The sequence below is a fragment of the Hydrogenophaga sp. genome (genome assembly GCF_026125785.1).
Lineage (GTDB): Bacteria > Pseudomonadota > Gammaproteobacteria > Burkholderiales > Burkholderiaceae_C > Hydrogenophaga.
On record NZ_JAHCKL010000006.1, the window covers coordinates 35,056 to 47,904 of the forward strand.

Genomic DNA, 12,849 nt, shown 5'->3' on the forward strand with positions numbered 1-12,849 from the left:
GCCCTTCCATGACCATCCAAGACAAGCTCACCAGCCTGGGCATCACCCTGCCGCCCGTCGCCGTGCCCGCAGCCGCCTACGTGCCTTTTGTGCAGACCGGCAAGCTGATTTTTCTCAGCGGCCACATCGCCCGGCGCGAAGGCAAACCCTGGGTGGGCCAGCTCGGCCTGACCATGGCCACCGACGAAGGCAAGGCCGCGGCCCGCGCGGTGGCCATCGACCTCATGGGCACCCTGGCCGCGGCCTGCCAGGCGGCTGGCAAGAGCCTGGACGACGTCAAGCGCATCGTGAAGGTGCTCAGCCTGGTCAACTCCACCCCCACCTACACCGAGCAGCATCTCGTCACCAACGGCTGCAGCGAACTCATCGGCGAGGTGTTCGGTCCGGTGGGCGCGCATGCCCGCAGCGCCTTTGGCGTGGCGCAACTGCCCATGGGGGCCTGCGTGGAAATCGAGCTGATCGCGGAACTGGCCTGACCCGCCGTCCGGGTGGCCGCAAGGCAACCCGGCAGCCACAGGCAGTGGCCGAGGGCACCCGAGGTCTCAGGCCTCGCCCGCGACCTCTTTCCGGCTCGCCGAGCGGGCCTGCATGAGCTTGCCCATGCCGACCACCAGCACCACGCCTGCCGCCGCAGCGGCATAGTGCACCCAGGGGTGCGCCATGGTGTAGCCGTGCATCAGGTTGTCGTTGACGATGGTCTCGCCACCGACCCAGCCGATCAGGGCGGCCCCCAGCGTCACGATGACCGGGAAGCGGCCCATGAGCTTGATGATCAGCGTGGAGCCGAAGATCACCAGCGGAATGCTGATGGCCAGGCCCAGGATCAGCAGGACCATATTGCCGTGCGCCGTCGCGGCCACCGCAATCACGTTGTCCAGGCTCATCACCAGGTCGGCGATCAGGATGGTGCGGATGGCCGCCCACATCGTGCCTGTGCCCTTGTGCTCGCCATCGCCGTCCTCCTGGTCGGTCAACAACTGGTAGCCGATCCACAGCAGCAGCACGCCGCCAATGACCTGCAGGAACGACAGTTCCATCAGCTTGGCGGCCACCACCGTCAGCACGATGCGCAGCACCACGGCCGCGCCGGAGCCGAACACGATGGCCTTTCTCTGCTGTTCAGGAGGTAGCGAGCGGGCCGCCAGGGCGATGACCACGGCGTTGTCGCCGGAGAGGATGATGTTGATCCAGATGATCTTCACCAGGCCGATCCAGAAATCGGCGGTACTCAGAAATTCCATCGTTGCTCCACGGTGGGAAAGCCCCGACGCGACGGCGCTTTCCTTCGTTTTTTTACGGAAGCACGCAGTCTAGAACGCCGCAGCGATTCTGGCTGTTCGTAGTTTTGCGTAAACCTCCCGGCGGCAGGGTCTGCGGGCGCACCGGGGCCGCCGCATCTCATTTCTGGCGGCGCTCCCTGGCCCTGCGCACCTGCCGGCTCTCCTGGGCTTTCGCCTCTGCCTGCGCGGCGTCCTGGCGCCGCTGGGTGATGCGCCGCATGACGAAACGGGAGATGCCAAAGGCCAGCAGCGCCACCAGGCCGGCCAGCACCAGGCCTCCGATGTCTCCGTTGCCCATGCCGCTTACTCCACGCGTGTGACGCGAGCGGGCTTGAAGCCCAGGTCCGCCGCCTTGCCCTTGCGCCCGCGCGCCGCGCGCGCGTTGTTCAGGCTGCGGATCTCCAGCGTTTCATCGCGCTCCTTGCCGCCACGGCCCAGGCCTTCGATCTTCACGCTGCGCGTGTAGGCCGCAGCGCCGGCCAGGGCATCCTTGGGTTCGAGATCGATCAGCATCAATCCACGCCCCCCCTTTTCCATCAGCTTGAGTTCACCGATCTCGAAGGTCAGGATGCGTCCGCCGGTGGAGGCGCAGCACACGTGCGTGGCCGGCGCCAGCGGCTGGCCGCCGGAAGAAAACGCCGCGTGCGAGGGCGCGCAGGGCGTTTCGCCCTCACCCAGGTTCATGAAAGTCTTGCCGCCGCGCTGGCGCGAGCTCATGTTCTCCACCGTCGCCAGGAAACCGTACCCGCCACTGCTGCTCAGCAGCAGCGCGGCCTGGGCCGGGCCCGCGAAGTAGTGCAAGGGCTGCGTGCCACTTTCCAGGTCGATCAGCGTGGTGATGGGCTGGCCATCCCCGCGCGCTCCGGGCAGGTTGGCGACCGGCACCGAATAGACACGGCCGTTGCTGCCGATCACGATCAGCGTGTCCACGGTGCGGCATTCGAAGGTGCCGTACAGGCCGTCGCCGGCCTTGAAGGCGAAGCTGCCCGCATCGTGGCCGTGGCCGGTGCGCGCACGCGCCCAGCCCTTGCTGGAAATCACCACCGTCACCGGCTCGTCCACCACCTTGATTTCGGCCACAGCCTTCTTCTCAGCCTGGATCAGGGTGCGGCGCTCGTCTGCGAAGGTCTTGGCGTCGGCCTCGATCTCCTTGACCATGAGGCGCCTGAGGCTGCCAGGGTTGGCCAGGATGTCCTCGAGCCGGCCCTGCTCTTCGCGCAGGTTCTTGAGTTCCTGCTCGATCTTGATGGCCTCCAGCCGCGCCAGTTGCCGCAGACGGATCTCCAGGATGTCCTCGGCCTGCCGGTCGCTCAGGCGGAAGCGTTCGATCAGCGCGGCCTTGGGTTCGTCGCTCTGCCGGATGATGGCGATCACCTCGTCGATGTTGAGCAGCACAAGCTGCCGCCCTTCGAGGATGTGGATGCGGTCCAGCACCTTGTTCAGGCGGTGCTGCGAGCGGCGGGTGATGGTGCCCTGGCGGAACTCGATCCATTCGGCCAGCATCTGCCGCAGAGATTTCTGCGTCGGCCGGCCATCCAGGCCCACCATGGTCAGGTTGATCGGCGCGGAGGTTTCCAGGCTGGTGTGCGCCAGCAGCGCGGTGATGAGTTCCTGTTGTTCGATGCGACTGCTCTTGGGTTCGAACACCACGCGCACCGGCGCGTCCTTGCTGGACTCATCGCGCACACCGTCGAGCACCGCCAGGATGCTGGCCTTGAGCTGCGTCTGGTCCTGCGTGAGCGCCTTCTTGCCCGCCTTGACCTTGGGGTTGGTCAGTTCCTCGATTTCCTCCAGCACTTTCTGCGCGCTCACGCCGGGCGGCAGTTCCTGGACCACGAGCTGCCATTGGCCCCGTGCGAGATCCTCGATCTTCCAGCGCGCGCGCACCTTGAGGCTGCCACGCCCCGTGCGGTAGGCGTCGGCAATGTCGCTCGCCGGACTGATGATCTGGCCACCACCGGGATAGTCCGGCCCGGGCAGCAGGGCGAAGAGGTCCTCGTCGGTCAGCTTCGGGTTCTTCACCATCGCCACGCAGGCATCGGCCACTTCGCGCAGGTTGTGGCTGGGAATCTCGGTGGCCAGCCCCACCGCGATGCCGCTGGCGCCGTTGAGCAGGCTGAAAGGCAACCGCGCCGGCAATTGCCTGGGCTCCTCGGTGGAGCCGTCGTAGTTGGGCACGAAGTCCACCGTACCCTCGTCGATCTCGTCCAGCAGCAACGTGGTGATCTTGGCCAGTCGCGCTTCGGTGTAGCGCATCGCGGCTGCGCCGTCGCCGTCGCGGCTGCCGAAATTGCCCTGCCCGTCGATCAATGGGTAGCGCTGCGCAAAGTCCTGCGCCATGCGCACCAGCGCGTCGTAGGCGGCCTGGTCGCCATGCGGATGGAAACGGCCCAGCACATCGCCCACCACGCGCGCGCTCTTGACCGGGCGCGCCGCCGTGTTGCCGGAGTAGCCCAGCCCCATGCGCTCCATGCTGTAGAGGATGCGGCGTTGCACGGGCTTCTGGCCGTCGCAGGCGTCCGGCAGGGCGCGGCCCTTGACGACGGAGAGCGCGTATTCAAGGTAGGCGCGCTGGGCGTAGCTGCCCAGCCCGTCCTCGGGTTCGGCGGGGGACAGCGGCAGTTCGGGGTTGTTCAGTTCAGACATCAGATATCCACTTCCACGGAGTCACCGTGGCGTTCCATCAGGTCGCGGCGCGAGCCGGCTTCGCCCTTGCCCATGAGTTTGGTGATCAGGGCTTCGGTGGCGGCAAAATCCAGCCCGCCCAGGGTGACGGGCATGAGGCGGCGGGTGTCGGGGTTGAGGGTGGTGTCCCAGAGCTGCTCGGCGCTCATCTCGCCCAGGCCCTTGAAGCGGCTGATCTGGCATTTCTCGCGCGGCACGCCTTCCTTGGCGGCCTTGTCCAGAATGGCGTGCAGTTCACCCTCGTCCAGCGCGTACTGCTTGGCTGCGGGCTTCTTGCCACGCGCAGGAATGTCCACGCGGAACAGCGGCGGGCGCGCCACGTACACGTGGCCCGCCTCGATGAGCCTGGGGAAGTGGCGGAAGAACAGCGTCAGCAACAGCACCTGGATGTGCGAGCCATCGACATCGGCGTCGGAGAGGATGCAGATCTTGCCGTAGCGCAGTCCGCTGAGGTCCGGCGCATCGCCAGGGCCATGCGGATCGACACCGATGGCGACCGCGATGTCGTGGATCTCGGTGTTGGCGAACAGGCGGTCGCGCTCGACCTCCCAGGTGTTGAGCACCTTGCCGCGCAGCGGCAGCACGGCCTGGCATTCCTTGTCGCGGCCCATCTTGGCGCTGCCGCCGGCGGAGTCGCCTTCCACGAGGAACACCTCGTTGTGCGACAGGTCGCGGCTCTCGCAGTCGGTCAGCTTGCCGGGCAGCACGGCCACTCCCGAGCCCTTGCGCTTCTCGACCTTCTGGCCGGCGCGCTGGCGGGTCTGCGCCGCCTTGATGGCCAACTCGGCCAGCTTCCTGCCGTAGTCCACGTGCTGGTTCAACCAGAGTTCGAGCGCCGGCCGCACGAAGCTGCCGACCAGGCGCACGGCGTCGCGCGAGTTCAGGCGTTCCTTGATCTGGCCCTGGAACTGCGGGTCGAGCACCTTGGCCGACAGCACGTAGGAAGCGCGCGCGAACACATCCTCGGGCAGCAGCTTCACCCCCTTGGGCAGCAGCGCATGCAGCTCGATGAAGCTCTTGACCGCCTGGAACAGGCCGTCGCGCAGGCCGCTGTCGTGCGTGCCCCCGGCGCTGGTGGGAATCAGGTTGACGTAGCTCTCGCGCACCGGCTGGCCGTCTTCGGTGAAAGCCACGCACCAGGCGGCCCCTTCGCCCTCGGCGAAGCTGTCGTGCCCGGCATCGGCATAACCCTCCCCTTCGAAAAGCGGGATCACCGGGTCGGCCGGCAGGGTCTGCTGCAGGTAGTCGCGCAGGCCGCCCTTGTAGAGCCAGGTCTGGGTTTCCTTCGTCTTTTCGTTGGCCAGCGTGACGCTCACGCCGGGCATCAGCACCGCCTTGCTGCGCAACAGGTGGGTGAGCTCGCCCATGGGCAGTGCCGCCGACTCGAAGTACTTCGCGTCGGGCCAGGCGCGCACTGTGGTGCCCTGCCGCCGGTCGGTCTCGCCGCGCGGCGCCACCGCCAGCGGTTCGGCCACGTCACCGGCCTTGAAGGCGATGCGGGCCACCTGGCCTTCGCGGAAGCTGCTCACCTCCAGGCGCGTGGACAGCGCATTGGTGACCGAGACGCCAACACCGTGCAGCCCACCAGAGAAGCTGTAGGCCCCGCCCTTGCCCTTGTCGAACTTGCCGCCCGCGTGCAGGCGCGTGAACACCAGTTCCACCACCGGCGCTTTTTCCTCCGGGTGCAGGCCAAAGGGAATGCCCCGCCCATCGTCTTCGACGCTGACGGAACCGTCGGTGTGCAGCGTCACCTTGATCTTCTTGCCGTGCCCAGCCAGGGCCTCGTCGGCCGCGTTGTCGAGCACTTCCTGGATGATGTGCAGCGGGTTGTCCGTCCGGGTGTACATACCCGGACGCTGCTTGACCGGCTCCAGCCCCTTGAGGACGCGGATCGAGCCTTCGGAGTATTCGTTGGGTGTTTGGGTCGCCATGGGGGCGGATTGTATGCGCGCCAGCCCCCAACCACTGTATGCAAATACAGACCTCATGCCGATCGGACCATCCATGCGTCCGAATCATCAATCCCGGCGTCCGATGTCAAGGGCCCACGCGCGCAAGCCTCTGCCTTCTTCGCTACATTTCCCGGATGTCCTCTGCCACCACCTCCCCAGCCCCACGCCTGTCCGCCCTGCAGGTGCTGGCCTGCGGCGCCCTCATCGTCACCCTGTCCATGGGCGTTCGCCATGGCTTCGGCCTGTGGCTTCAGCCCATTACCCAGGCCCAGGGCTGGTCGCGCGAGACCTTCTCCTTCGCACTGGCGATCCAGAACCTCTCCTGGGGCCTGTTCGGCATCTTCGCCGGCATGGCGGCCGACCGTTTCGGCGCTTTCCGCGTGCTGGCCGGTGGCGCCCTCCTCTACGCCCTGGGCATGGCGGGCATGGCCTTGAGCACCACCCCGCTGGGCTTCGCCCTCACCACCGGCGTGCTCATCGGTGCGGCCCAGGCCGGCACCACCTATGCGGTGATCTACGGCGTGATCGGGCGCCAGATCCCGGCCGAGCGGCGTTCATGGGCCATGGGCGTGGCCGCCGCCGCCGGCTCCTTCGGCCAGTTCCTGATGGTGCCGGTCGAAGGCCTGCTGATCAGCGGACTGGGCTGGCAGCAGGCGCTGCTGTTCCTGGGCGTGGTGGTGCTGCTGATCGTGCCGCTGGCGCTGGGCCTGCGCGAGCCGGGCTTCGCCAGTGCGCAGGCGCAGGCACGCGAACAGACTGTCGCCCAGGCGCTGCGCGAAGCCTTCCGCTACCGCAGCTTCCAGTTGCTGATGGCGGGCTACTTCGTCTGCGGCTTCCAGGTGGTCTTCATCGGCGTGCACATGCCCAGCTACCTCAAGGACCACGGCCTGTCGCCGCAGGTAGCCAGCTATGCGCTGGCCCTCATCGGGCTGTTCAACGTGGTGGGCACCTACGCGGCGGGCGCGCTCGGCCAGCGCCTGGCCAAGCGCCACATCCTGGCCTTCATCTACTTCGCGCGCGCGGTCGTGATTGCCATCTTCCTCGCCGCGCCACTGACCCCGATGAGCGTGTACATCTTCGCCGCCGTCATGGGCGTGCTGTGGCTCTCCACCGTGCCGCCGACGAACGCGGTGCTGGCGCAGATCTTTGGCGTGGCGCACATGTCCATGCTCAGCGGCTTCGTCTTCTTCAGCCACCAGATCGGCAGCTTCCTGGGCGTCTGGCTGGGCGGTGTGCTGTACGACCACACCGGCAGCTACGACATCGTCTGGTACATGGCCATTGCCCTGGGCGTGTTCGCTGGCCTGGTGAACCTGCCTGTGCGCGAAACGCCTATCGCACGCGCGCCGCAGCGCGTGGGAGCCGCGGCGTGAACCGTGCCGCCGCCCGCGCCCTGGCCTGGGCTGCCGTGGCCCTGGGCCTGCTGGCCACGCTGGCGCTCTACCAGCGCCCGGACTTTCTGGTCAGCCTGGCCGACCAGCTCTGGAGCTGCTTTTGAAGGCTCCGGGCATCTGTCTGCATGCACGGTACTGAAGCCCCTTCGGCCTGGGTGCGGCGCTGGTCGCACCTCCTGCCCGCCAATGCCAGCGTGCTGGACGTGGCCTGCGGGCATGGCCGGCACATGCGCTGGTTCGCACAGCGCGGGCACACCGTCACGGGCGTGGACCGCTCGCCGCAGGCCATCGAGGCGGTGCGCGCACTCGGACGCGTGCTGCAGGTCGACATCGAGAACGGACCCTGGCCCTTCGAAGGCGAAACCTTCGGTGCCGTGGTCGTGACGAACTACCTCTGGCGCCCCCTGCTGCCCTCCATCGTGGCGGCCGTGGCCGAGGGCGGCGTGCTGATCTACGAGACCTTCGCCGAAGGCAACGAGAGCGTGGGCAAGCCCTCGCGGCCGGATTTCCTGCTGCACCACGGTGAACTCCTGCACGCCTGCGAGGGTCTGCATGTGGTGGCCTATGAAGACGGCTTCTGCGACCACCCGGAGCGCTTCGTCCAGCGCATCGCGGCGGTCCGAAAACGTCCTGTCCCGCCCGGCTCCCCCCAGCGGTATCCGCTCGGTACCGCTGAGTAGAATGCGTGATTCGCGCGCCAGGGGCCCGTCGGCTGACGGACTTGGCGCCAACCTTGGACTCCTCAACATGACAACCATCACCGGCAGCATCGTCGCCCTGGTCACGCCCATGCAGGAAGACGGCAGCGTGGACTACCCCACCCTGCGCAAACTGATCGACTGGCACATCACCGAAGGCACCGACTGCATCGGCGTGGTGGGCACCACGGGCGAGTCACCCACCGTCACGGTGGAGGAACACTGCGAGATCATCCGGGTCGCCGTGGAACAGGCCCGCACCCACGGCGACAGGCGCGTGCCCATCATGGCGGGCTGCGGCGCCAACTCCACGGCCGAGGCGATCGAGCTGGCCAAGTTCGCGCGCAGCGTCGGCGCCGACTGCCAGCTCCAGGTGGTGCCCTACTACAACAAGCCCACCCAGGAAGGCCAGTACCAGCATTTCAAGGCCATCGCCGAGGCCGTAGGCGACCTGCCGATCGTGCTCTACAACGTGCCTGGCCGCACCGTGGCCGACCTGCAGCACGACACCGTGCTGCGCCTGGCGCAGGTGCCCGGCATCGTCGGCATCAAGGAAGCCACCGGCCATATCGAGCGCGCCCAATGGCTGATCCGGGAAGCCCCCAAGGGCTTCGCCATCTATTCGGGCGACGATCCCACCGCCGTGGCCCTGATGCTCTGCGGCGGCCAGGGCAACGTGAGCGTGACGGCCAACATCGCGCCGCGCCTCATGCACGAACTCTGCGTGGCGGCCATCGCGGGCGATGCCCGCCGGGCCATGGACATCCAGCTGCGCCTGCTGCCGGTGCACAAGCAGCTCTTCGTAGAAGCCAACCCGATTCCGCTGAAGTGGGCCATGTCGCGCATGGGCCTGTGCCAGGAAACCATGCGCCTGCCCATGACGCCGATGTCGCGCCAACTGGTGCCCGTGGTCGAAGGTGCCTTGCGCCAAAGCGGCCTTCTGTCCTGACCGCGCCCTCTCACCGTTCCTAGCGAGCCTGCTCCATGTCCTTCCGTTCCCTGAAACCGCAACCTTCTTCGCGCCACTTGGCGGGCCGCCTCAGCCTGGTGGCCGCAGCCGCCCTGGTGGTGTCGGGCTGCTCCGTCTTCCAGGAAGACAAGATCGACTACAAGAGCGCGGCGCGCGGCAGCACGCTGGACGTGCCGCCGGACCTGACCCAGCTCAGCCGCGACTCGCGTTACAACGTGCCGGGTTCGGTCGTCACGGCCAGCGGCTACCAGACCGCCCAGCCCGCAGCGACCGCAGCGGGCACCGCCGCGGTCACCGTGGGTGACGTGCGCATCGAGCGCGCAGGCACGCAGCGCTGGCTGGTGGTGGACCGTCCGGCCGACAAGCTCTGGAGCCCGATCCGCGATTTCTGGCAGGAGAACGGCTTCCTGCTCGACGTCGACCAGGAAGCCCTGGGCATCATGGAAACCGACTGGGCAGAAAACCGCGCCAAGCTGCCGCAGGACATCATCCGCTCCACCATCGGCAAGCTCTTCGACAGCCTCTATTCAACCGGCGAACGCGACAAGTTCCGCACCCGCCTGGAGCGCACGCCGTCGGGTGGCACCGAGATCTACATCAGCCACCGCGGCATGGTCGAGGTCTACTCCACCACGCAGAAGGACCAGACGGTATGGCAGCCGCGCCCGGCCGATGTCGAACTGGAAACCGAGTTCCTGCGCCGCCTCATGGTCAAACTGGGCGTGAGCGAAGCCCAGGCCAAGGCGGTGACCGCCACCGCGCCCGCACAGGCGGCCGCACGCGTGACCATGGTCAACAACGCGCCCGTGGTGCAGTTCGACGACAACTTCGATCGCGCCTGGCGCCGCGTCGGCCTGTCGCTGGACCGCACCGGCTTCACGGTCGAGGACCGCGACCGCAGCCAGGGCACGTACTTCGTGCGCTACGTCGAACCGGTCACGGCCGCCAAGCCCGGCTTCTTCAGCCGCCTGTTCGGCTCGTCCACACCCGAAGCCAGCGCAGCACGCTACCGCGTGGTGGTCAAGAGCGATGCCGCCAACAAGACCACGGTCTCGGTGCTGGACAGCCAGGGCAAGCCCGACGGATCGGCGAGTGCCCAACGCATCGCCCAGTTGCTGGCCGACGACCTGAAGTAAGCCGGGGCGTTCAGAGACCGAGCACGGACGCCGGGAAACCCGGCGTCCCCTTGATCCACCAGCCCTCCAGGTTTTCCTGCAGCGCCACACGGCGCGATGGATCGCGGCTGGCGACGCAGACACCGCGCACGGCATCCAGCCGCTCCATTGTCCAGCCCGGTGACCACAGCAGGCTGGGCAGTTCATCCACCGAAGCGCCGGCGCAGACACGCGCCTCGAACAGGTGCCCCCAGGTGACGCGCCATTGCACGAAGCGAGGTTGCTGCTCGCGCAAGGTGCGGTATTGGCGGGCGATCATGTGCAGGGTGCGCCCCTGTTTCGCCCAGGCGTTCAGCGAAGCCACCACCTCGCGCTCACCCAATGGCCAGTCGGCGAAATCACCGTCGCACACCACGATGTGCTTCCAGCCTTCGGTGGCTGCGGTGGCGAAAGCCTGACGCACCAGGTCGCTGAACTGGGCGCGGCCTTCCCGTCGACCCTCAGGCAGCGGCGGCGGTGGGGCATCCGGGTCCTGCGGTTCCATGAAGCACCTCCACCGTTTGGGTTCAATCGTCTGCGCGCCGCAGCCAGCCCGCTTCGAACCAGTCCCGCAGCACCGCCTGAGCGTCTGCGCTGGCGCGAGCGACCTCGCGCGCCGACAGGTTGCGGCGGTCGGCCAGGGTGCGCATGAGACGGGCGTCGGCCCCGCCCGCGCGCAGGCTCTCGCCATTGATGAACACATGGTGCTCGTCGTACATCATGCGGGTTCGCCGATCCAGCCGCACAGCGCCGGGCCGCCAATCGCCTTGCGCCTCGTCGAACCAGACCTGCGGCTTGGGTTCGGTCATCACCTCGCCCAGTGCGCAAGCGAGCGAGCGTGGGTCGGCCAGCAGGCGCTGCAGCGCGTCCCGCGCGAAATCCTGCAGCGCCACGGGCATGGCGGCGGGGTGGTCGGTGGCCGCTTGCCGTGGGTCGCGGTAGAGCGTCTCGTCCTCCAGGTCATCGGCCATGCGCTGCAACAGTTCACCAGCCAGGCCTCCTCTTTGCGGCGCGCGAAAACCGATCGAATAGGTGGTGCAGTCGCCACCCACGGCAACGCCGTCGTGCGCCCAGCGGGGCGGCAGGTACAGCATGTCGCCCGGGCCCAGCAGGTGTTCTTCCTCGGGCTCGAAATGGCGCAGGATTTTCAGCGGCACGTCCGGCTGCAACGACAGGTCGGTCTGGCGGCCGATGCGCCAGAGCCGCTGCCCGCTGGCCTGCAGCAGGAAGACGTCGTAGCTGTCGAAATGCGGTCCCACCCCACCGCCGTCACTGGCCCAGGAGATCATGAGATCGTCCAGCCGCGCGTCGGGCACGAAGCGAAAGCGCTGCAACAGTTCATGGGCCGCCTGCAGATGCTGGTCCACCCCCTGCACCAGCAGTGTCCAGGCCGGGCGCTTCAGAGGGGGCAGACGGTTGAACGGGCCGTGGCGCAAATCCCAGCCGGCCGGCTTGCGCACGATGAGCCGGGACTCCACCGTTTCCCGCGCCGCCAACGCAAACAGCTCCGGGCGTGAGACCAGAGGAACAAAGCCCGGGATGGCGCCCCGGATGAGCAAGGGTTTCTTCTGCCAATGCCGGCGCATGAAGGCGTCGGGGGAGAGGCCGCCCAGCAAGGCGGTGGGCAGAGCCGTGGCGCTGGATTCCATGGTGAGGGTCATGGGACAATTGTCGGATGAAAATCAACCAACAATGCGTGGTCGCGCTGACCTGGACCCTCAAGGACACCTTGGGCGAGGAACTCGATGTGCTGGACGAGCCGGTGGAGTTCCTGGTCGGCGGCAACGACTTGCTGGCCAAGATCGAAGAAGCGCTGCTCAACCATTCGGCGGGCGACACGGTCGAGCTGCAGCTCGAACCCATGGACGCCTTCGGCGACTACGACGACCGGTTGCTGTTCCTGGAGCCCCGCAACCTCTTTCCCGAGAACCTCGAAGAAGGCATGGGTTTCGAGGGCCTGCCGGCAGGCTGCAACCCCAGCGCACCCAGGGATCGCCTCTATTTCGTGAGCGACATCTACCCGGAACATGTGGTGCTGGACGGCAACCATCCGCTGGCCGGAATCGCCCTGCGCATCGCGCTCAAGGTGCATGCCGTGCGCGAGGCCGAGGAGAGCGAGGTCGGACGCGGCACGCTGGGCACCGGCTTCTTCCGCATGGAAGTCGGGCCGCAGGATGGCGAGGAACCCGACGACGGGCCGCAGGCGCCCGGTTCACGCACCCTTCATTAAAGCCAGAACCGGGTGCGGGAACGGCCGGATCAGCCGCGCCCCGTGGAGCCGTAACCTCCGGCGCCCCGTTCGCTCGCCGCGGCGAAGTCGTCCACCACGTTGAACCGCGCCTGCACCACCGGCACGATCACCATCTGCGCAATGCGCTCCATGGGTTCGATGGTGAAGGGCACGTCGCTGCGGTTCCAGGCGCTCACCATGAGCTGGCCCTGGTAGTCGCTGTCGATCAGCCCCACCAGATTGCCGAGCACGATGCCGTGCTTGTGGCCCAGTCCGGAGCGCGGCAGGATCATGGCGGCGTAGCCAGGGTCCGCGAGGTGGATGGCCAGGCCCGTGGGCACCAGTTGCCAGGCGTTGGGCGCGAGCGTGAGCGGCACGTCCAGGCAGGCGCGCAGGTCCAGTCCCGCGCTGCCCGCGGTGGCGTAGGCGGGCAACTGGCCCGCCATGCGCGGGTCCAGCACCTTCACGTCGATCTGCATGTGTTCA

At 67.5% G+C, this 12,849-nt stretch carries 14 protein-coding genes; 7 read left to right on the forward strand and 7 right to left on the reverse strand.

Going from position 1 to position 12,849, the window contains the following annotated elements; translation table 11 throughout:
- Positions 1-8 precede the first annotated feature (8 nt).
- On the forward strand, positions 9-476 hold the full coding sequence (locus KIT53_RS08155) for a RidA family protein (protein ID WP_297750368.1): 468 nt from the start codon (positions 9-11) through the stop codon (positions 474-476).
- Positions 477-542: 66 nt separating this feature from the next.
- On the opposite strand, the gene KIT53_RS08160 is transcribed toward KIT53_RS08155, so the two are convergent.
- From KIT53_RS08160 to KIT53_RS08175, 4 genes are all read right to left on the reverse strand, one after another.
- Positions 543-1,241: a TerC family protein gene (locus KIT53_RS08160; RefSeq protein ID WP_297750371.1), complete on the reverse strand. Its 699-nt coding sequence runs from the start codon at positions 1,239-1,241 to the stop codon at positions 543-545.
- Positions 1,242-1,398: 157 nt separating this feature from the next.
- On the reverse strand, positions 1,399-1,578 hold the full coding sequence (locus KIT53_RS08165; RefSeq protein WP_297750374.1) for a hypothetical protein: 180 nt from the start codon (positions 1,576-1,578) through the stop codon (positions 1,399-1,401).
- Between the two features lie 5 nt (positions 1,579-1,583).
- On the reverse strand, positions 1,584-3,926 hold the full coding sequence (gene parC, locus KIT53_RS08170; RefSeq protein ID WP_297750378.1) for a DNA topoisomerase IV subunit A: 2,343 nt from the start codon (positions 3,924-3,926) through the stop codon (positions 1,584-1,586).
- Positions 3,926-5,896, reverse strand: coding sequence for a DNA topoisomerase IV subunit B (locus tag KIT53_RS08175; protein WP_297750381.1), 1,971 nt, complete (start codon positions 5,894-5,896; stop codon positions 3,926-3,928). Before KIT53_RS08175 ends, parC begins: the two co-directional genes overlap by 1 nt.
- 155 nt (positions 5,897-6,051) lie before the next feature.
- On the opposite strand from KIT53_RS08175, the gene KIT53_RS08180 reads away from it, so the two are divergent.
- From KIT53_RS08180 to bamC, 5 genes are all read left to right on the forward strand, one after another.
- Positions 6,052-7,290, forward strand: a complete 1,239-nt coding sequence (locus KIT53_RS08180) for an MFS transporter (protein ID WP_297750384.1) — start codon at positions 6,052-6,054, stop codon at positions 7,288-7,290.
- On the forward strand, positions 7,287-7,415 hold the full coding sequence (locus KIT53_RS08185) for a hypothetical protein (RefSeq protein WP_297750386.1): 129 nt from the start codon (positions 7,287-7,289) through the stop codon (positions 7,413-7,415). Before KIT53_RS08180 ends, KIT53_RS08185 begins: the two co-directional genes overlap by 4 nt.
- 21 nt (positions 7,416-7,436) lie before the next feature.
- Positions 7,437-7,991: a class I SAM-dependent methyltransferase gene (locus tag KIT53_RS08190; protein WP_297750389.1), complete on the forward strand. Its 555-nt coding sequence runs from the start codon at positions 7,437-7,439 to the stop codon at positions 7,989-7,991.
- A gap of 67 nt (positions 7,992-8,058) precedes the next feature.
- A complete protein-coding gene (gene dapA, locus KIT53_RS08195; protein ID WP_297750392.1) occupies positions 8,059-8,958 on the forward strand; it encodes a 4-hydroxy-tetrahydrodipicolinate synthase in 900 nt (299 codons plus the stop codon).
- Between the two features lie 35 nt (positions 8,959-8,993).
- Positions 8,994-10,115 carry an outer membrane protein assembly factor BamC gene (gene bamC / locus KIT53_RS08200; RefSeq protein ID WP_297750395.1) on the forward strand — a complete coding sequence of 374 codons (1,122 nt, stop codon included), beginning with the start codon at positions 8,994-8,996 and terminating at the stop codon, positions 10,113-10,115.
- A 10-nt stretch (positions 10,116-10,125) separates the two neighbouring features.
- Here the strand turns inward: bamC and KIT53_RS08205 are convergent, their stop codons facing one another.
- Together KIT53_RS08205 and KIT53_RS08210 are read right to left on the reverse strand one after the other, a co-directional pair.
- Positions 10,126-10,638, reverse strand: coding sequence for a hypothetical protein (locus KIT53_RS08205; protein WP_297750398.1), 513 nt, complete (start codon positions 10,636-10,638; stop codon positions 10,126-10,128).
- Positions 10,639-10,660: 22 nt separating this feature from the next.
- The gene (locus KIT53_RS08210) at positions 10,661-11,794 is read right to left on the reverse strand and encodes a cupin domain-containing protein (RefSeq protein WP_297750401.1); all 1,134 of its coding nucleotides are present in this window, start codon (positions 11,792-11,794) and stop codon (positions 10,661-10,663) included.
- A 14-nt stretch (positions 11,795-11,808) separates the two neighbouring features.
- Between KIT53_RS08210 and KIT53_RS08215 the strand changes: the two genes are divergently transcribed.
- Complete coding sequence (locus KIT53_RS08215) at positions 11,809-12,363, forward strand: peptidylprolyl isomerase (protein ID WP_297750404.1); 555 nt, start codon at positions 11,809-11,811, stop codon at positions 12,361-12,363.
- Positions 12,364-12,392: 29 nt separating this feature from the next.
- Here KIT53_RS08215 and dut read toward each other — a convergent pair whose 3' ends face one another.
- Positions 12,393-12,842 carry a dUTP diphosphatase gene (gene dut / locus KIT53_RS08220; protein WP_297750407.1) on the reverse strand — a complete coding sequence of 150 codons (450 nt, stop codon included), beginning with the start codon at positions 12,840-12,842 and terminating at the stop codon, positions 12,393-12,395.
- Positions 12,843-12,849 lie beyond the last annotated feature (7 nt).